This window comes from Akkermansiaceae bacterium (genome assembly GCA_019634595.1).
Classification (GTDB): Bacteria; Verrucomicrobiota; Verrucomicrobiia; order Verrucomicrobiales; family Akkermansiaceae; genus Luteolibacter.
In genome coordinates this window covers 101,270-120,441 of record JAHCBC010000002.1, presented here as the reverse complement: position 1 = coordinate 120,441, position 19,172 = coordinate 101,270, and the positions used below count along the sequence as shown (strand labels likewise).

Annotated in this window: 20 protein-coding genes; 9 read left to right on the top strand and 11 right to left on the bottom strand. The window is 63.3% G+C overall.

Annotated features, from left to right (window positions below; genetic code table 11):
* Positions 1–576, top strand: coding sequence for a fasciclin domain-containing protein (locus KF712_06245; GenBank protein ID MBX3740571.1), 576 nt, complete (start codon positions 1–3; stop codon positions 574–576).
* 107 nt (positions 577–683) lie between these two features.
* Positions 684–1,559: a sugar phosphate isomerase/epimerase gene (locus tag KF712_06240; GenBank protein ID MBX3740570.1), complete on the top strand. Its 876-nt coding sequence runs from the start codon at positions 684–686 to the stop codon at positions 1,557–1,559.
* A gap of 123 nt (positions 1,560–1,682) precedes the next feature.
* On the opposite strand, the gene KF712_06235 is transcribed toward KF712_06240, so the two are convergent.
* From KF712_06235 to KF712_06205, 7 genes are all read right to left on the bottom strand, one after another.
* Positions 1,683–2,330 carry a DUF1080 domain-containing protein gene (locus KF712_06235; GenBank protein MBX3740569.1) on the bottom strand — a complete coding sequence of 216 codons (648 nt, stop codon included), beginning with the start codon at positions 2,328–2,330 and terminating at the stop codon, positions 1,683–1,685.
* Positions 2,331–2,435: 105 nt separating this feature from the next.
* Positions 2,436–2,933, bottom strand: a complete 498-nt coding sequence (locus KF712_06230) for a hypothetical protein (protein ID MBX3740568.1) — start codon at positions 2,931–2,933, stop codon at positions 2,436–2,438.
* A gap of 184 nt (positions 2,934–3,117) precedes the next feature.
* A complete protein-coding gene (locus tag KF712_06225) occupies positions 3,118–3,606 on the bottom strand; it encodes a VOC family protein (protein ID MBX3740567.1) in 489 nt (162 codons plus the stop codon).
* Between the two features lie 39 nt (positions 3,607–3,645).
* Entirely contained in the window at positions 3,646–4,857 is a 1,212-nt protein-coding gene (locus tag KF712_06220) for an MFS transporter (protein ID MBX3740566.1), read from the bottom strand.
* A 65-nt stretch (positions 4,858–4,922) separates the two neighbouring features.
* On the bottom strand, positions 4,923–5,795 hold the full coding sequence (locus tag KF712_06215) for a hypothetical protein (GenBank protein ID MBX3740565.1): 873 nt from the start codon (positions 5,793–5,795) through the stop codon (positions 4,923–4,925).
* 58 nt (positions 5,796–5,853) lie between these two features.
* Positions 5,854–6,822 carry a hypothetical protein gene (locus KF712_06210; protein MBX3740564.1) on the bottom strand — a complete coding sequence of 323 codons (969 nt, stop codon included), beginning with the start codon at positions 6,820–6,822 and terminating at the stop codon, positions 5,854–5,856.
* Positions 6,823–6,915: 93 nt separating this feature from the next.
* On the bottom strand, positions 6,916–9,465 hold the full coding sequence (locus KF712_06205; GenBank protein MBX3740563.1) for a DUF3516 domain-containing protein: 2,550 nt from the start codon (positions 9,463–9,465) through the stop codon (positions 6,916–6,918).
* A 91-nt stretch (positions 9,466–9,556) separates the two neighbouring features.
* Here KF712_06205 and rsfS point away from each other — a divergent pair, with 91 nt between their 5' ends.
* Both rsfS and KF712_06195 read left to right on the top strand, forming a co-directional pair.
* Complete coding sequence (gene rsfS / locus KF712_06200) at positions 9,557–9,916, top strand: ribosome silencing factor (GenBank protein ID MBX3740562.1); 360 nt, start codon at positions 9,557–9,559, stop codon at positions 9,914–9,916.
* Positions 9,917–10,145: 229 nt separating this feature from the next.
* The gene (locus KF712_06195; protein ID MBX3740561.1) at positions 10,146–10,700 is read left to right on the top strand and encodes a transposase; all 555 of its coding nucleotides are present in this window, start codon (positions 10,146–10,148) and stop codon (positions 10,698–10,700) included.
* Positions 10,701–10,965: 265 nt separating this feature from the next.
* Here the strand turns inward: KF712_06195 and KF712_06190 are convergent, their stop codons facing one another.
* Complete coding sequence (locus tag KF712_06190; GenBank protein MBX3740560.1) at positions 10,966–12,396, bottom strand: Gfo/Idh/MocA family oxidoreductase; 1,431 nt, start codon at positions 12,394–12,396, stop codon at positions 10,966–10,968.
* Positions 12,397–12,433: 37 nt separating this feature from the next.
* Entirely contained in the window at positions 12,434–13,369 is a 936-nt protein-coding gene (locus KF712_06185) for a PmoA family protein (GenBank protein MBX3740559.1), read from the bottom strand.
* 105 nt (positions 13,370–13,474) lie between these two features.
* Here KF712_06185 and KF712_06180 point away from each other — a divergent pair, with 105 nt between their 5' ends.
* Positions 13,475–14,023 carry an RNA polymerase sigma factor gene (locus KF712_06180; GenBank protein MBX3740558.1) on the top strand — a complete coding sequence of 183 codons (549 nt, stop codon included), beginning with the start codon at positions 13,475–13,477 and terminating at the stop codon, positions 14,021–14,023.
* Positions 14,016–14,921: a hypothetical protein gene (locus tag KF712_06175; protein MBX3740557.1), complete on the top strand. Its 906-nt coding sequence runs from the start codon at positions 14,016–14,018 to the stop codon at positions 14,919–14,921. The genes KF712_06180 and KF712_06175 overlap by 8 nt, the downstream gene beginning before the upstream one ends.
* 16 nt (positions 14,922–14,937) lie before the next feature.
* On the opposite strand, the gene KF712_06170 is transcribed toward KF712_06175, so the two are convergent.
* Positions 14,938–15,228, bottom strand: coding sequence for a hypothetical protein (locus KF712_06170; GenBank protein ID MBX3740556.1), 291 nt, complete (start codon positions 15,226–15,228; stop codon positions 14,938–14,940).
* Positions 15,229–15,244: 16 nt separating this feature from the next.
* Complete coding sequence (locus tag KF712_06165; protein ID MBX3740555.1) at positions 15,245–15,823, bottom strand: hypothetical protein; 579 nt, start codon at positions 15,821–15,823, stop codon at positions 15,245–15,247.
* A gap of 416 nt (positions 15,824–16,239) precedes the next feature.
* Between KF712_06165 and KF712_06160 the strand changes: the two genes are divergently transcribed.
* The 3 genes from KF712_06160 to KF712_06150 are packed head-to-tail and all read left to right on the top strand — an operon-like array spanning position 16,240 to position 19,127.
* Complete coding sequence (locus KF712_06160) at positions 16,240–17,346, top strand: ABC transporter permease (protein ID MBX3740554.1); 1,107 nt, start codon at positions 16,240–16,242, stop codon at positions 17,344–17,346.
* Between the two features lie 3 nt (positions 17,347–17,349).
* On the top strand, positions 17,350–18,123 hold the full coding sequence (locus KF712_06155; protein ID MBX3740553.1) for an ATP-binding cassette domain-containing protein: 774 nt from the start codon (positions 17,350–17,352) through the stop codon (positions 18,121–18,123).
* Positions 18,120–19,127 (top strand): MCE family protein, encoded by a 1,008-nt coding sequence (locus tag KF712_06150; GenBank protein ID MBX3740552.1) that lies wholly within the window; start codon positions 18,120–18,122, stop codon positions 19,125–19,127. The genes KF712_06155 and KF712_06150 overlap by 4 nt, the downstream gene beginning before the upstream one ends.
* Positions 19,128–19,172 lie beyond the last annotated feature (45 nt).

Sequence of the window (19,172 nt, the reverse complement as noted above, 5' to 3'; positions counted from 1 at the left end):
ATGAAAACGCACACGATCCCAAAAATGATGCTCGTCCTCGCGCTGTCCGCTGTCACTCCTGCGGCCTTCGCCCAGAACGAGGACAAAGCTGACAAGAAAGCCGCCACGGAGGAAAAAATCCCTGCTCCCGGCAGTGTTGCCTCCGTCATCCATGACGGCGTGACTTTCTCCATCCTCGCCAAGCTGGTGAAGGCAGCCGAACTTGAGGAAACCCTCAGCGGCAGCGGCCCGTTCACCGTCTTCGGTGCCACGGACGAAGCCTTCGGCAAGCTGCCTTCCGGCGCGCTCGACAAGCTTCTGCTGCCGGAGAACAAGGAAAAGCTCCGCACGCTGGTGACCTATCACGTCATCCCCGGACAGTTCCTCTCCTCCAGCCTCAAGGATGGTGATGTGAAGACCCTCAGCGGCGACAAGGTGAAGGTCGACGTCGATGACGGTGGCAAGAAGATCGAGCTGGATGACTCCAAGGTGGTCAGCACCGATGTGGTCGCCACCAACGGCGTCTTCCACGCGATCGACAAGGTTCTCGTGCCGAAGACGCTCGACGGCTTCGCCGGGCTTGACCATGACGACTGATCCGGACGGTCACGCATGACCGGAGACAGCGCGGGGGCCGGACGGTCCCCGCGCTTTTCTTTGCAGATCGCTTGCGCGGGGTGGGTGACGGGCGCATCGTTTCCCCGATGAACCGCCGCAACTTCCTCTACACCGGCCTTGCCGCCACCCTCGCCCTGCAGACCCAGAGACTCTTCGCGCTGGAAGGTGGCGCGGTCTATCGGGATAACATCGGCATCCAGCTCTACACCCTCCGCAATGAGTTGAAGGCGGACACCGCCGCCACGCTGAAGGCCGTCGCCGATGCGGGCTACAAGCAGGTCGAGCCGTTCGGCTTCCCGGACGCCGACGCGCTCATCAAGGGCTCACAGGATGTCGGCCTGAAGATCAACTCCACCCACTTCCAATGGGAATCCGCCACCAAGCCGAAGGACGACAGCTTCTCCGACTTCCTGAAGATCGTGGAAAAGGCCAAAGGCCTCGGCCTGAGCCATCTCGTCGTCCCCTACCTCCACGACGGTGACCGCAAGACGCTGGACGACTACAAGCGCGTGGCGGGCAACCTCAACAAGGCGGCCGCCAAGGCCAAGGAAGCGGGCATCCAGCTCTGCTACCACAACCATAGTTTCGAGTTCCAGCCGTTGGAAGGCGGAAAGAGCGGCTTCGACATCTTCACCGAGGAGTTCTCCAAGGACATGAAGTTCGAGCTGGATCTCTTCTGGGTGAAACTCGGCGGCATCGAGCCGACCGACCTCATCGCCAGGCTCGCGGGCCGGGTGGAGCAGCTTCACCTCAAGGACCTCAAGGAAGGCATCAAGACCCCGGAATTCGGCAGCGTGCCGAAGGATGCCTTCAAGGAACTCGGCAACGGCATCATCAAGACCGAGCCGATCCTGGTGGCGGCGGAAAAGGCCGGCATCAAGCACTGCCACGTCGAGCAGGACCAGTCCCCGGACGCCCTCGCCAGCATCAAGCAGAGCATCGCGTATCTGAAGACGCTCTGAGCCGGTAAGGAGCCAGTAAGGAGGGAGGACACTCCTGTCCTCCGGCTGCAACGGGAAACGAAGCAAAGGCACTTATTTCGCCAATGCCGCCGGAGGACAAGAGTGTCCTCCCTCCTTACCCATTCACAGCTCCTTGATCGTGATCTTCCTGAACGCCACCTTGTAAGGGCCGGTGCCTTTCTTGATGCCGTGGACCTGGAGGCTGATGAAGCCTTTCGGGTGGCTGGCGAAGACCTTCTCGTCCGTGAGGTCCTCGACGGCCTCGCCGTTGATCCAGACCTGGATGCGCGGGCCTTTGGCGATGATCTTGTAGTGGTTCCACTCGCCGTCCTTGAACTTCTTGTGCGGGACCAGCTTTTCCTTCGGGGTCATCCAGCCGCCGATGGCCTCGCCGTAGATGTAACCGGCTTCCGCGCCTTTCTCGCCGCTGGCCTCGATCTCGACCTGCGGGCCGTTCACCCGTCCGTCCGGCTTCCCGTCCTTCGTCTGGGAGCGGAGCATCACGCCGGAGTTGAGCTTGTCATCCACCTTCACCTCGAACTCCAGTTCGAAGTCTCCGTAGTGCTTTTCGGTGGAGAGGAAGGAATTCGGGCTGCCTTCCGCGGTGGTGCCGACGATGGTGCCATCGACGACCTCATACTTGGCGGTGCCGTTGTTCTGCTTCCAGCCGTCGAGGGTCTTGCCGTCGAAGATGGACACGGCTTCCGCCGCGAAAGAGGAACCTGCGAGCAGGAGGGTGGCGAGGGAGGTGCTGAGGAGCGTGAGTTTCATGGATTGGACGGAGAGTTACGCGTAGCGCGGATGGATGTTTCAGGAATAAAAGGGAGCGGCCCATCGGGGTGATGGGCCGCTTTGCCGGATCGTCGGGAGGTCGGTTCAGAACGGGCTGCCGACGATGATGTAGCCACCGCTGGCGGGGCGGTAGTAGGTGCCGCGGGACTCGTAGTAGCGCTGGCCCCGGTGGGTGACCACGCGGGCGCCGCTGGGAAGGGTGCGGATCACGGTGGTATGGCCACCGCGTGGACCCCGGGGATCATAGCGGCCCGGCCCGCGGTCGTAGCGGTCACGGTGGTCATAACGGTCGCGGTGATCGTAGCGGCCCGGTCCACGGTTATAGCCGCCCGGACGATCCACCACCACGTAGCGGCGGCCCTGCGGACGGTAATAGACGTCGTTGTGACGGTAGTAGCTCACGCCGCCGATCACCTCGGTCCGGTAGCCACCGGGCAGGGTATCAACCATGTAGCCCGGGCGGTATTGGGTGACGGTGGTGGTCGTGGTGGTCCCGCCGGTGTAGTAGGGATCAACGCAGGAGGTGAGCAGTCCGGCTGCTCCCAGCGTGATGACGGAGAGGATGATTCTGGAGGTTTTCATGATGGTTTCTCGATTGGACTACCGGCGGGCCGGAGATGTTCCTCTCCCTTTCGCAGATGGAATGCCACTAGTTGTAACATCATCATTATCAGGGATGAGCCATTCCGGAGTTCCTGGTTCCTGACCATAAAATGCGATTTTTTGACGTATTGCAAATATCATCCTGTGCATTTCGCACGACCCATCAGGGTGCCTCCGCCAGCAATGCCGCCAGATCGAGCGGCCTCGTGTCCATCGCCAGTTCGCCTTCCGGGGTGAACGGCCATTCCTCCTGTGGGCGGTCGCGGTAAAGCTCGACGCCGTTTTCATCCGGATCGCGGAGGTAGATGGCCTCGCTCACCCCGTGGTCGCTGGCTCCGTCGATGGTGATACCGGCCTCGGCCAACCGGCGCAGGGCATCCGCCAGCGACGGCCGGTCCGGGTAGAGGATGGCCAGGTGGAACAGGCCGGTGGCATGCGGAGGCGGCGGCTGGCCGTTCAGGCTCTGCCATGTGTTGAGGCCGATGTGGTGGTGGTAGCCGCCCGCCGCGATGAAGGCCGCGCCTTTCCCATACTGCTGGGTGACCCGGAAGCCCAGGACGCCGCAGTAGAAGGCGAGCGACCGCTCGATGTCGGAGACCTTCAGGTGGACGTGGCCGATGGTGGTACGGGGGTCGATGGGAGCTGGATTCATGGCGGGAGTTTCGCCGTGATCGGCGGATGCGCAAACGGGTCATTCCGCGGAGCGGACCAACCGGAAGATCACCAGGCTGAAAAGGCTCATGCCGATGGCGATCAAGCCCAGCCGGTTGAAGTGCAGGAGCTGCCCGCCCGCACCGGTGGTCACGATCAGGCCGCCGATGGCGGCGGTCACCCCGGACGCCAGATCCCGCGTGCAGGAGACCAGGCTCATGTAGGCTCCGCGGCGGGAAGACGGCACCGCCAGCGAAATGACCGCCTGCGCCGGGACGAAGCGTCCGCTGGCGAAGATGAAGAAGATCGCCGCGTTCAGCAGCACATGCCACAGCGGCAGCGGCCCGGAGGTGGTGAGGTGGAAGATGATGGCGCAGGCGAACACCACCATCACGATGAACACCTTGTACCGTCCATGTTGGTCCGCCAGTTTCCCCACCAGCGGGCCGGTGAAGATGGTCACCACGCCGCCCACCAGATAGACCAGGAACAGGTTCTTTTCCGCCAGACCCACATTTCCGACCAGGTAGGGCGACAGGTAGGGGATGATCATGAAATGCCCGGCGACGGCGGCCATCATCAGCACCAGGCCCATCCATGCGTTCCTGTCGCGGATCAGCAGCAGGAAATCATGGCCCGGCTTCGCGCTGCGGCTGGCCTGGAGGTGGCCGCGCACCGGCGGCAGGATGCGGAACAGCATCACCCACACCACGGCGGCCAGCCCGGCGATGACCAGGAAAGGAGCCTCCCATTTCCAGAGCTGCGCCATCTTCAGCCCCAGCGGCACGCCCAGCGCCGCCGCTGCGGAAAAGGCGGTCATGATGATGCCCATCCCGCGCGCCCGGCGTTCCGCTGGCACCACATCCGCGACGATGGCCATGATGGTGGCGCTGCTGACGCCACCGAAGGCCCCGCAGACGGCGCGCGAAAGCATCAGCATCTGCGGCGTCTGGGAGAACCCGCACGCCAGCGTCCCCAGCGTGAAGCCCGCATAGCAGAACAGCAGCGTGTGCCGGCGGTCGAACCGGTCGGTGAAAGGGGCCACCGCCAGCCCGACGATGCCCGCCGTGATGGCGAAGGCGGAGATGATGTTGCCGAACTCCGCCGGGGAAATGTGCAGCTCCCGCATGAGCTGCGGCCCCAGCGGCATGATCACCATGAAATCCATGATGTGCGTGAACTGCACGCACGCGAGCAACAGCAACAGGTAGCGCTCCGGAACGGCACGCTGCGGTTTCGTGGAATCAATCATCCGTTTGAATACCTGCAACTTCCTCGCACCTCATCCACCGCAAAGCAAGCGTGGCCGCCGGAAAGTTATTTTTGCAGGGCCAGCACCAGCGCGATGACCATCAGCACGGCCCCCGCGATCTGCTTGGCGAACAGGCCGCCGGTCTTCCGCTGGCCCAGGCACCACAGGAAAATGACGGCCATCACCCCGCGGGTGCTGTAGGCCACGTTGCTGAGCGTCGGCTGGCGGAACTCGCTGAAGGCGATGTTCACGATGAGCGCCTGCACCCCGAGCGTGGCCCCCGCCGCGACCAGGAACCACTTCACGTTCCCGCTGTGGGCCAGCGCCTTCACCTGCGGGATGCGGAACGACAGCAGCCCCAGCGACAGCGCCCCGCCCGTGGCGAAAAGGATGACCAGCCACCGCGGTCCGCCGATGTGGTGGGCCTGCCAGCCGGTCATGAAGTCATTGATGCCGAAAAAGACGCACGCCAGCAGCGTGAAGCCCACGGTGGAACCGTGTTCCCGCCAGCCCGCCAGTGTGCCGCCCGCCACCATATAGACGGAGACGCACGCCATGACCGCCGCGGGGATCAGGAACGGGCGGGAGGTTTCCAGGCCCACGGCGGTCGCCAGCGCCGCCACGATGATCAGCTTCACCCCCATCGCGGAGGAGTGGACGGCCAGGTCGCCGCCCTTCAGGGAACGGGCGGAAAACCACTGGCCCATGAAGAAGAGGATGCCGTTCAGCACCGCCAGCCAGTCCTTTCCATGGAGCGCCCATCCGCCCTGCGGCTTCAGGTAGGTGGCGAAGATGGCGGCGGTGATGAGGTTGGAAACCGCGACGATCAGCGTCAGCCCCAGCCCGCCCCGCGAGCAACGCTGGATGAACACCCCCAGGAAAGGATGCAGCGCCGCGCCGATGAGGGGCAGGATGATGGCACCGGTAAGCTCGGACACGCGTTCCCGGATAGCGGGGAATTCCCGCCGTGCAATCCATTTGAGGATTTTGTGCGGATCAACGGCGGCGGCGGCACGCGAAGAGCAGCGAAACGAAGGCGAGCGCACCCGTTCCCGGTTCCGGGATGGTGGACAGCATGTCCGCCCACTCCGTGCCGATCTTGAACTCATCGAAGATCGCCGAATGGCCCGCCGCCCCCGCATTGCTGCCGATGGTGAGGCTGCCCATGGTCCATCCGGAATTTCCGGTGACGAAGAAGCTCGAATCCTCGTCACCCAGGATGAGCGCGGCCGTGTTGGCGGCCTCGTTGGAAAGGTCCGGGTTGATGTAGAGGGACATCTGGTCCCCCACGGTTCCGCCGGCCACTCCGTCGAGAACGGAGTTTTCGAGCTTGAGGATGAAAAACTCGGGAGTGTCGAGCACCCACAGGTTGGAGTCGGACGTGACCGTCGTTGCGTCGGTGCCGGACATGGAGGTGATTCCATCCGCCGCGATGGACAGTGAAATGTTGCGGGTTCCGCCACCCGTGAAATTGAGGCTCAGGCTGAAGGTGGTGCCGGAGGTGCGCTGGATCAGTCCGCCGATGTAGAGGACACTGCCGAAGCCCGTGCTCGGCCCGACATTCAGATCCCTGGCGAAGGCCTTGCCCGTCGCGCTGGAGCTGGCGGAGCGATGCAGGTTGAGGTGGCCGGTGGTGGTGGTGAGGCCCGCGTAGGAGAGCTGGGCTGGTTCCAGCCGGGCATAGACGCTGGAGGAGATGTTCGCGTTATACCTCCACGGCCCGGTGAATCCATGGACGTAGGGATTCTGGCCGATCTCCGTGGAGCCGTTGTTGCGGCTGGTATCGTTGTCGTAGAAAAGGGCGTCGGATGGTCCCGCGTCGGGGTTTTTGAAGCCGCCGCCGGAACTCAAGGGGACGGCATTATAGACGGTGCTGTCGAATCCATCATAGGCCAGCAAGGCGGCATGGGCCGGGGCGGCGGAGGACAAAATCAGCGTGCAGAGAAGGCTTGGGTGGGTTTTCATGGCTTCGAGGAATGGGATTGGTTTTTGGGTTTCCAATCCCACGGGACGAGGCCGGTCAGTGCAAACCCCGAAGGGTCACACGAAAGTGGGTGTTCATGTGATTGCCCCGATGGCTTCCAGAAACAGCACGGGCGTCCTCATTTCGTCCGACTTCGCCCGGTCCAGCGTCAGGGTCAGGCACCAGTCGTTGAGGTCGTCCGGGTCGATGAGCGTCTGGTGGATGGTCACGCCGTCCTCCGCGAGGTGGGTGTGGCGGGCGTTCCGCGCCTCCGGGTCCAGGCGGATCTGCGGGTGGGTTTCGTGGTACAGATCCAGCAGGCGCAGCAGCCTTTCGTTGGTCCATGGTTTGCCGTCGGAGTCCGCGGGTTCCACCAGCGAGAGGGCGGTCTCCGTCTGGTAGCGGGCCAGCGCGGTGACCAGCGTCAGGAGGTGGTTGCGGAGCTGGCGGCTGAACGCGGGCTGGTCCTTCGTGTAGGGGATCTTCGCCTTGAAGGCGCGGAGCTTTTCCTCCGCCGCGGAGTGGTCCTGCACGGCCTCCGGATTCTTCAGCGTCTCCCACTCGTCCAGCAGGCTGGAGTCGGTGTGCCGGACGATGAGCTCCAGGAAAGACTCCACCTCATGCAGCGCCTCCGTCTTCAGGTGGTCCGGGACGGTTTGGGAGAGCACCTTGTACACTTCGGAAAGGTGGCGCAGCAGCACGGCTTCCGTGCGCTCCAGCTTGTAGGTCTTCACGTAGTCCTCGAAGGACTGGTAGTTCGCCACCATCTCGCGGGCCACGCACTTCGGGCGGACGTTCTCGTTCGCCAGATAGGGATGGAGCAGCTTGAACTCGTTGAAGGTGGCGTAGATGAATTCCTTGCCGGGCTTCGGCCATTCCACCTCCTCCAACCGTGCGATGCGGTCGTCGTATTCCACGCCCTCGTCCTTGAGCTGTGCCATGAGCTCCGTCTTCATCAGGTCCACCTGCTTGCGGAGCACGGCGTCCGGATTTTCGAGGATCGCCTCGATGAGCGAGAGGACGTCCAGCGCGTAGTCGTCGGATTCCCGGTCGAGCTGCGGGATGGCATCCAGCAGCCACAGGCCGAGCGCGTGGTTGATGGAGAAGTCCTCCGGCAGGTCGATGTCCAGGATGACCTTGCGCGGGCCGGTGCGCTTCGCAGGCGGCAGGATGTGCAGGATCTTCGCGCCGACGAGGCCGCGGAAAAGGGTGAACGCCTGCTTCCGCAGCGCCTTCTGGCGGGACGCGGTTTCGTGGGAATCCGCGATGAGCTTTTTCAACGCGGCGCATCCGTCCTCATCCGTCCGTGACAGCACGTTCAGCAGGATGCCGTGGTTGATGTTGAAACGGGAAACCAGCGGCTCCGGCGGCGAGGCGATCAGCTTGCGGAAGGTGGCCTCCTCCCAGTGGACGTAGCCTTTCTCCGGCGGCTTCCGTTTGACGAAGGACTTTTTCTTGTTCGGGTTCGCGTTGGCTTTTTCCTCCAGCTTCAGGTTCTCGATGACGTGCTCCGGAGCCTGGCAGACCACGTAGCCGATGTCGTCGAAGCCACGGCGTCCGGCCCGCCCCGCGATCTGGCGGAAATCCCGCACGGCCAGGATCTTCGTGCCGCGCCCGTCATACTTGCACAGGCCGGTCAGCATGACCGTGCGGATGGGGACGTTCACGCCCACGCCCAGCGTGTCAGTGCCGCAAACGACCTTCAGCAGTCCGCGCGCGGTCAATTTTTCCACCAGCAGGCGGTACTTCGGCAGCAGCCCGGCGTGGTGGATGCCCACGCCATGGCGCAGGATTTTGGAAAGCTCCCGGCCATACGGGCTGCGGAAGTCCGCGGCATCCAGCGCGCGGGCGATGGCGGTCTTCTCCTCCTTCGTGCAGAAGTTCGTGGAAAGCAGGTTGCGGGCGGTTTCCGCGCACGCGTTCTGGGTGAAATGGACCAGATAGACCGGGGCGCGGCCGCCGTCCACCAGCTCCGCCACCATCTCCTCCAGCGGGGTGGTGGAGTAGGTGAACTCCAGCGGCACCGGCCGCTGGTCGGACTGCACCAGCACGGTGGGCGCACCGGTCAGGTCCGTGAGCTGCTTCGAGAAAAACGAGGAATCCCCCAACGTGGCGGACATCAGCAGGAAGCGCGCCTTTGGCAGGGTCAGCAGGGGGATCTGCCACGCGGCCCCGCGGCTGTGGTCCGCGTAGTAGTGGAACTCATCCATGATGACGTCGTCCACATGGGCGGCGGCTCCGTCGCGGAGGGCGATGTTCGACAGGATTTCCGCCGTGCAGCAGAGGACGGGCGCCTTCGGGTTCACGGTGGAGTCCCCGGTCAGCAGCCCCACGTTTTCCGGACCCAGCACGTTGCACAGCGAGAGGAACTTCTCGTTCGCCAGCGCCTTGATCGGCACCGTGTAGTACGACCGCCTGCCCTGCGCCAGCGACTTGAACTGCATGGCCAGCGCGACGAGGGATTTCCCCGATCCCGTGGGGGTGTCGAGGATCACGTTCTTGTCCTGGAACAGTTCCAGGATGGCCTCCTCCTGGTGGGCGTATGGCTCCGTCCCGGTCCCCGCGAGGAAGTCGAGGAAGGCGTTCAGGATATCATCCGCGGTGGGATTCTCCAGGAGGTCGGTGGTGGAAAGGGCGGACGGCATGGAAAGGGCTGGGGCGGCTGTCTTCCGACGGGCCGTTTTTAGGGTGGTGCGCGGGGCATCGTCGGCTATGGTGGCCGTCCCGCGAAGGGAAATTATGGCGATCCACGGAGAAGAATTGGCATTGGCGTGTGCGAAGGCGGCTGACGGCATCCAGGCGGAGAACATCCGCGTCTGGGACATGCGCGGCGTTTCCACCCTGACGGACTACATGATCGTCTGCTCCGGAAACTCCATGCCGCACCTGCGCGCGGTCATCCGGGAAATCGCCGCCGTGGTGGAGGAAAACAACGGCAACACCCCGTCCTTCACCGAAGGCAAGGCCGACACCCGCTGGGTGGTCCTCGACTACGTGGATGTCATGGTCCACGTCATGCACCAGGAAATGCGCGACTTCTACGCCCTCGAGGAACTCTGGGCCGACGCGAAGGAAGTGGACTGGAAGTCCCGCTGATCCGCCGTCAACGCGGCAGCGTCATGGAGTGCGGCGGTTCTCCGCCGCTATCCGGTGATGGAGGGACTTTCCTCAAACGACGGAAGCCCTCCGCGTATCAGAGCTTGCTGTCCCTTTCCGCCGTTTTCAGTGGCGACATTTTTCCCCAAAGCGGCGGAAGACCGCCGCACTCCAGAAGCTGGCGCCATAAAATATCGCCCTTCCTTATTTTGTTTCCTATCACTCTCCCATGCCGGAAACGCCATGGCCCCATGCTCCGCCACACCGGCTGGTGGAGGGTGGCGCGTATTTCGTTACGGCGGGCACCTATCTGAAGGCCCATCACTTCCGCGGTGCCGAACGTCTTGAGGTCCTCCATCGTGGATTGCTCACCGTCGCCCGCGATTTCGGATGGAATCTCGAAGCCTGGGCGGTTTTTTCCAACCACTACCACTTCATCGGGAACTCTCCCACCGACGCGGCGAATCTTTCTTCCATGCTCGGCATGCTGCATGCGAAAACCGCGGGATGGGTGAACCGTCTGGATGGAACGCCACGGAGGCAGGTATGGTTCAATTTCCGGGAGACGAAGCTCACTTACCAGACCGGCTATTTCGCCCGGTTGAACTACGTGCACCAGAATCCCGTCAAACACGGGCTTGTTCTGGTTGCAAACCAGTATCCATGGTGTTCGGCGGCTTGGTTCGAACGGGAAGCTTCCGCAGCGATGGTGAAATCCATCTACCGCTTCAAAACCAATCAGGTGAAAGTTGAAGATGGTTTCGAGGTGGATCCGGAGTGGTGAGCCGGATTTTCGCGGCAGCGTCATGGAGTGCGGCGGTTCTCCGCCGCTATGCAGTTGCGGGTATGAGTTCCCCAAAGCCTCGGAAGTCTCCGCACCAAGAAGTCTGCCGTCCTTTCGTGCTGCTTTCCGCTGGCGACATCTTCCTCCAAAGCGGCGGAGGGCCGCCGCACTCCAAAAGCTGGCGCCATTCCATGCGCTCCCCGACAACCATGAAAAAAGGCGGACCGGTCACCCGGCCCGCCTTTTCCGTGATGGATGGAAGGTATCAGGAAACCAGCTCGAAGCCCTTGCGGTAGCTGCCCTTGAGCAGGGCGTTGGCCTCTTCCGCTCCGGTGCCGTTGAACTTCTCGTTGGCGGTGTCCAGCGTCAGGGACTTGCCGACGGAGAGCGGGGTCTTCGCGAGATCCACGCCGTTCGCCTCCAGGTGGGTCACCATGCGGTCGAAGGCATCCTTCGCCGCCGGGTTGGTGAAGGCGGAATCCCCTTCCTTCAGGCCGCCCTTGGCACCCAGTTTCCAGGAGATGTTGCCGATGTGGGCCAGCGCGGCGGAGAGGTGGCCGGACTCGACCTGGCGCTCCTTCGCGATCTTCCCGGAGTGGATGGAGTCGATGAAGTTCTGCATGTGCGGGGAGGCTCCATTGAATTCCTTGATCTTCTTGCCGTCCTTGTCGAACGCGGCGCAGGAACCACCATGGCCTCCGGCGAGCCAGCCGCCTTCGCACTCGATGATGTTGCCGAGATCGACGCCCTTGTATTTGTCCATGCCGTCTTCCCATTTGAGGCCCTTGGCGGGGAGGCCGCGGACTTCGAAGAGGATCGGCGCCGGGGCGTAGTCGAGCCAGACGATCTGGGTGTTCGCCCAGTCACCGTCGTCCTCATAGCCGAGGCGGCCGCCGGCGGAGATCACCGAAGCCGGAAGGAGATCCGGATCCCCGATGAACATGCGGCAGACGTCGAGCTGGTGCGGCCCCTGGTTGCCGAGGTCGCCGTTGCCATACGGCTGCTGCCAGTGCCAGTCGTAGTGGAACTTTTCCCGGGGAACCTGGACCACCTCGCGCGGTCCGCACCACAGGTCGTAGTTCACGTTGGACGGGGGGGGCTTCGGCGCGCCGACCTTGCCGATCGCCTTGCGCGGCTTGTAGCAGAAGCCGCGGGCCAGCGTCACCTTGCCGATGCCGCCTTCCTTCACCCACGCAGCGGCGTCCAGCCAGCCCGTCTCCGAGCGGCGCTGGAATCCGTGCTGGATGATGACCTTGTGCTTTTCCGCGGCGAGCGCGAGCTGGCGGCCTTCCCAGACGTTGTGGGAAACCGGCTTCTCCACATAGACGTGCTTGCCATTCGCGGCGGCGGTGGAGGCGATGAGGGCGTGGGTATGGTTCGGCGTGGCGATGACCACGGCGTCGATTTCCTTCGACTCGCAGCACTTCCGGTAGTCGTCGAACTTGGCGACCTTGATGCCCTTCTTGTCGAGTGCGTCCGCGGTCTTGTCGAGGACGCCGGAATCGACGTCACAGAGGGCGACCACGCGGGCTCCCTTCGCCTTGAGGACTTGTTCGAGCAACGCCTTGCCCCGGCTGTTGAAGCCGATGATGGCGACGCGGGCATCCCCGTTCGCGCCCTGGGCGCGTGCCAGCGGGGACAGGAGTGAGAAGGTTCCGGCGAAGGCGGAAGTGCTGATGAAACGGCGGCGGTTCATGGATTTACGGATGTGTTGGGTTTGAGGGTTCGGTGGATCAGTTCTTCGAGAAGGATTCCCAGAGCTTGCCGAGTTCGGCGGACTTCAGGTCTCCGTGGTGGACGACGATGCTGTAGCGGAAGGTCATGGCTTCGCCCTTTTTCAGCGCGTGGTCGCCCAGCGTGGGCTGGTCTTTCTTTCCTTCGAAGTCATGGATGCCGAAGGGGTTCGCTGCGACGAGGCCGTAGTCCCGGACGTGCCAGTAGGTCGGGTAGCGGAAATTCTTCGGATGGTCGAACAGTGCGGCGACGACCGGCTCGCCCTTCTCATCCGGTCCGTGGTAGGCCACCCAGTCCGCGCGCTTGCCCCAGGTGTCCGCATCGGTGACGCCCTTGCTGTCGATGATGTGGGCCTTCGCCTGCTTGCCCTTCAGGCGCAAGGTGCGGTCCATGCGGAAGGCGAACATGCCTTCCTTCGTGTCGCCGAAGGTGACGTCCTCCGCGGCGGTCAGGGTGCAGGTGAACTCCAGCGTGCTGGTGGTCGGGTTGATCTTGCGGACGGTGATGGCCCGCTTCTCGTCGATCAGCTTCTTCCCGTGCGCCTGCCACTCCAGATCCGCGGTGAAGGAGACGCTGTCGGCGGCGGTCTTCGTCTCCGCTCCGAAGCCCTTGTGGATGATGGTCGGGTTGCCCTCGCCCTTCATCGCCCAGAAATCCGCGCCGTTGACGGCACCGTGGCCCATCCACACGGACCGGTGGTGGGGGTGGTCGGTCGCTTCCTCCGCGATGCCTTCCTTCGTCGGCCAGTGGCGGGTGAGGTTCGCGCCGGATGGCGAGAGAAGCGGATAAAGGTAGGGGACTTTCCAGTCCGTGCGGTACTCGGTGATGAGTTTTCCACCATCGGTGACCTTCATTGAACCTTCGGATTTTTCGAGCTTCAGGTCGGCTTGGGCGGCTGCCGAGCATGCGAGAAAAATTGTAAGCAATCTTTTCATGAGTTTCCTGATACGTAGGGGTTGGGTGGAAATCATGCGAGAAAAGAGATGTTTTTCAGCGGAGATTTCCGGAATAGTTTCATCCGTGGTGAGTCATAAGAAACGATGAGTGAGTTCGCGGAATTGGTAGATTCCTATTATCAGGCGTTGTTCCGGTTCGGAATGTCGCTGACGCGCAACGCGGACCGGGCGGCGGATCTGGTGCAGGAGACGTTCTGCATCTGGGCGGAAAAGGGCGACCAGCTCCGGGACCGCTCGAAGGCGAAGACCTGGCTTTTCACCACCCTGCACCGTGAGTTCCTCAGCCAGCGGCGGCACGCGGCGAAATTTTCCGACACGGAGCTGAACGAGGAGATCATCTGCGAGGCGGAGGCCCCCCAGGGGGATGCGGAGCGGCAGATGGACGGCTCCCGCGCGCTGGAAATCCTCGGAACCCTGGATGAAACCTACCGCGCTCCCGTGGCGCTTTTTTATCTCCAGCAGCACAGCTACAAGGAAATCGCGGCGATCCTGGAGATCCCCATCGGCACGGTGATGTCCCGCCTTTCCCGCGGAAAGGAAATGCTCCGCAAACAGATGACCGCGGAGCCGGCCAGCGCGCCGAAGAACATCCTGCAACTCGAACCGGAGGCGCTGGGCAAACGCCATGGATAAGGACGAGGCAAAGTTTCTGCTCGGCAGCTTCCGCCCTGACGGTGCGGACGCGGGGGATGAGGATTTCGCCGCGGCCCTCCAGCTTGCCGCGGAGGACCGTGAGCTGGGTGAGTGGCTGGCCGGGGAACGGGCGGTGGATGCCGCGTTCGCGGCGGCTCTCGGCTCCGTGCAAGCCCCTGCTTCATTGCGGCAGGATATCCTCGGCCTGGAAACCGCCGGCTTGGGTGGCATCCCACAGGCGGAATCAGGGCTCGATGCCTGGATGATCGGCGGCCTGGCCTCCATGGCCGCGCCGGACAGCCTCCGTGGACGGGTGCTGGCCTCCATGGCGACGACGGCCCAAGCCCGCCAGCCGGGGAGCCGCTGGTGGCGCAAGGCGGCGTGGCCGGCGGCAGCCGCCGCGGGAGTTGGCCTGGCGTTTCTTTTCACGATCGACCGGAGCGTCCCTCCGGAAGCGATCTCAGCGGTCATCCCGGCCTCCACCACGGTGCCGGTCGATGTGGTCCAGGCGAGTTTCATCCGCACCTTCGAGTCCCCCTTGTTCGGCTTCGAGGAACACCGCCAGCCGCATGGCGAGCTGGAGAAGATCCTGGAGAAGCAGAAACTGCCCTGCGCGAAGCGGCTGCCCCCGGGACTGGTCGGTGCCCAGGGCGAAGGCTGCCGGGAACTGGTGATTGATGGAAAGCGGGGCTCGCTCGTCTGCTTCGATGAGCCGGTCAATGGCCGGGTCCATCTGGTCATCTTCAAGCGGGCGGACGTCTGCGGGGAACTCCCGACGAGGGATCACCCGACCCTTTCCCAGAACGGACCATGGGCGGTTGCCCGCTGGATCGACGGGGACCAGGTCTATGTGCTGCTGGGTTCCCGCCCGCTGGAAAAGCTGGCCACCCTGTTCTGAGAACCGGCTCCGGAAATCAGGGCCGCTTGGCGATCTGGCGGCGGAACAGGGGCACCAGCTCCGCGTCCATCCAGGCGAAGGCCGCCTCCAGGCCACCTTCCAGGAACAGCTTGCCGATGGAGGCCTCCACCCGGGTGGGGTTGCCGAACGCGCTGAGAAACTCGTTGGAGGTCATGCGGGTGAACCACTCGCCATCCATCATGTTCCGTTCCCTCAGGACGAACTGGCGGGCGAAAAGGGCCAGCACCGCATCGCCGATCCAGGCGTTGGCACGTTCCAGGCGGATTTCTTCGTCTTTGCTGCTCACGCGGGAAGAATGCCGCTCAAGGAACGGGCCGCGAGATTTTTCGCATCCTTTCCGCGTTGATGCGGTCGCGCAGGCGTGACTCGGAATCCGCGTCCCAATAGCCGGGCTGCAGCTCGAGGAACACCGAGGAATAGGGCAGGGCCGTCTGGGTGCGGATGACCAGCACGTCAAAGCTGCGGCTGGCGTCCTCCAGCAGGGTCAGCAGGGATTGCTGGTCCAGTTCCGTGACCTCATGGCCGTGGAGCGCCTCCTTCGTCTTCTTCCGCATGTCATCGATGCCGGGCGCGAAGTCGTTCTCGATCGACCGCTGCTCCCGCGGCAGGAACACCTGGGGCCGGACATGCTGGGTCATTTCCAGCGCGTTCAGCACGTAGTCAACGGCTTCCGGGATTTCCACGTTGGCGGTGACCTGGCGGAAACCGTGGCGGCTGTGGGCGGGGAAGGATGCTTCCGCGATGATGATCCAGTTCCGGTAGCCGAGCTGGCCGACCTGCCGGTTCACCGCGTCCTTCCAGGTCGTCTGTTGCGGGAACAATCCGCAGCCCAGTGATGAGAAAGCCATCACGCAGGTCAGGATCCATCGGCAGGCGCGCATTGGGGAGCAGTTAAATCCGTCTCCGCGATGCTGTCAATGGATGCACCGTGGGATTCTCGGTGGGCGGCCGATTACCGTTCATTACCGTGCGGGTTCCTGGAAGTCGTAGAAGTCGCGGCCTTCCTCCAAGTCGTTCGCCGCGTCCGAATAAACGACGACCGTTCTCATCAAGTTCCGTGCAGGCGTTTGCGAAGTTCCTGGATGCTCATGAACCTTCCTTTGCCCGCTTCGGCGTTGGCCAGTCTGGCTTCAAGAATGTCCTGATGCGCTCGATAACCGTGGCGGCGATCATCTGCCGGTCATAGTGCCATCCGGGCATCTTGCAAGAGCAAGGCTTTCTCCCCGGGAGGTGCTTCCTTTCTTGTTTTGACAGGAAAATGGCGCAAGATTCCGCCAAAATGGAAGCCAGCGACCAGATGAAACCGACCGCCGTCTGGAAAGGCGGTGGGGTTCTGGAGCTGGCCGGGGACTGGACCCGTTCCGGGCCGCGCCCCGAGATTTCCGGAGACGCCCCGGAGGGTGCCCCCGTTTCCTATGAAACCTCCGCCCTCGGGAGGTATGACTCCACGCTGCCCGCTTTCCTGTTATCCGTGTTCCGGGCAGTTCCGGCGGCGGAGGGGCAGGCGGAGGAAACGCCTCCGTTCGACGGCCTGCCGGAGGACCTGCGCGGGCTGATGGAACTCGCGCTCGCGGTTCCGGAGCGGAGCGAGGCGAAGTCCACCACCCGTGATGAGTCGGACATCCGCAAGCTGGGGAAGGTTTCGATCAACATCGCCCAGGGCCTGGGATGCCTGACGGATTTCGTCGGGGAGTCCATGCTGGCGCTAGGGCGTTTTTTCAGGGGGCGGGCCAGGTTCCGTTGGCGGGATTTCTGGGTGATCGTCCAGCAGAGCGGGGCGCAGGCCCTGCCGATCGTCTCCCTCATCAGTTTCCTCATCGGCCTCATCCTCGCCTTTGTGGGAAATGTCCAGTTGGCGAACTTCGGCGCGAACCTCTATGTGGCGGACCTCGTCGGCATCGCGATGGTGCGGGAGATGGGTGCAGTCATGACCGGCATCATCATGAGCGGCCGAACTGGTGCTGCATTCGCGGCGAACATCGGCAGCATGAAGGCGAACGAGGAGATCGACGCGCTGAAGACCTTCGGCTTCGACCCGTTCGATTTCCTCGTCCTGCCCCGGCTGCTCGCGCTCATCCTCATGATGCCGATCCTGACCATCTATGCGAACGTGGTGGGCATCCTCGGCGGTATGCTGGTGGGCGCGGCGGTGGGCATCCCGCCCATCCTCTACTGGCATGAGACGCTCACGGCGGTCACCATCACCACCGCCTCGCTCGGCGTGTTCAAGAGCTTCTTCTTCGGTGCGGCCATCGCCATCGCCGGCTGCCTCCATGGGATGCGGGCGGGGAATTCCTCCGCGGCCGTCGGGGAAGCCACGACGAAGGCGGTGGTGGCCGGCATCACCGCGGTCATCGTCCTGGATTCCGCCTTCGCCGCCATCTTCACCCTTCTCGACATCTGATCCATGGAAGCTCCGAACGCGAAAATATCCGTCCGCGGCCTGACCATGGCTTATGGCTCCTTCGTCGTGATGAAGGACCTCAGCTTCGACATCAACGACAAGGACATCTTCATCATCATGGGCGGTTCGGGTTGCGGGAAAAGCACCCTGCTGCGCCACCTCATCGGGCTGCGGGAACCGGCGGAAGGTGAGGTTTTCTACGATGGAAAGAACTTCACGCGGACGGATCCGTCGGAGCGCGGCGCGTTCATCAACCGCTTCGGCGTGATGTACCAGTCCGGCGCGCTGTGGTCCTCCATGACGCTGGCGGAGAACATCGCCATGCCCATCGAGGAAAATACGGACCTCGATCCGAAGTCGGTCGCCGACCTGGTTTCCTACAAGCTCGCCTTGGTGGGCCTGTCCGGCTACGAGGACTACTATCCGTCCCAGGTGAGCGGCGGGATGAACAAGCGGGCGGGCATCGCGCGGGCGATGGCGCTGGACCCGGACATCCTGTTCCTGGACGAGCCGGGGGCCGGTCTGGATCCGCTCAGCTCCCGCCGGCTGGATGACCTCATCCTGCGGCTGCGCGACAGCCTGGGGTCCACCATCGTCATTGTGACCCATGAACTCGCCAGCATTTTCGCCGTAGCCAACAACTCCATTTTCCTCGATACTGCGACAAGGACCCAGGGAGCCACCGGCAATCCAAGGGAACTCCGCGACCATTCCGACAACCCGGCCGTCCGTGTGTTCCTCAACCGCGGCGACGATCCAGAAGCCAGCCAGCCATGAGCAAGAAAGCCAATCCCACGGTCATCGGAGCGTTCACCCTCATCGGGCTGATCCTGGCGGGTTTCGCCCTCGTTGCCTTCGGCGCGGGCAAGTACTTCGAACGCACCCACGACATCCTGATTTTCTTCGAAAGGAGCGCGAACGGCCTGCTGGTCGGCTCGGACGTGCGGTTCGGCGGCGTGCGCATCGGCAGTGTGAAATCCATCAGCGTGCTGGTGGACTCCGACAACAACCGCAAGATCATCCCGGTGGTGGTGGAGCTGACGGACAAGGCGATCCGGGACATCGGCACCACCAGCGGGAATCCCATCGACTTTTCCGATCCGGAACGGGTGGAGGATGCCGTGAAGCGCGGCCTCCGCGCGGGCATGAAGCAGCAGAGCCTGCTGACCGGCCAGCTTTACGTGGAGTTCGACATTCTGCCGAACTCGCAGGGCTTCACCTACCAGCCGCGCAGGGACCCGGGCATGCCCATCGTCCCCAGCGTGGGCACGGAGATGGATGAACTCATCGCGGGCATTTCGAGCGGCCTGGACAAGTTCAACTCGCTGGATCTGGAGGGCATCATCAAGGATCTCCGGGACACCATCGTGGTGGCGCGGCAGCAGGTGGCCGCCCTGAACATGAAGGAGATCAACGACAACGTGATCACCATCACCAAGGACATCCAGGCCATCACCGGCAACGACAAGCTCAACAGTGCCATCGACAGTCTGGATGGGTCGCTGAAGGAGATCAACGAACTCACCGCGAAGATCAACGCGGGCATCGACCCGATGATGGCGGACTTTTCCGCCGTGTTGAAGCGGGCGGACGAAAGCCTGGAAAGGATCAACGAAACCGCCGCGGAACTCAGCCATGTCAGCAATCCGCGGGCACCCGTGCTGATGCGTTTCCAGAACGTGCTGGAGGAAACCGAGCGTGCTTCCAGAGCCATCAAGGAATTGGCGAACGATCTGAAACGGAACCCGAACGCGCTGATCTCCGGCAAGGAGAACGAATGACGGAGCGCTGGCTTCAGCCGGCATCTTCCACCCCACGCCCACCCA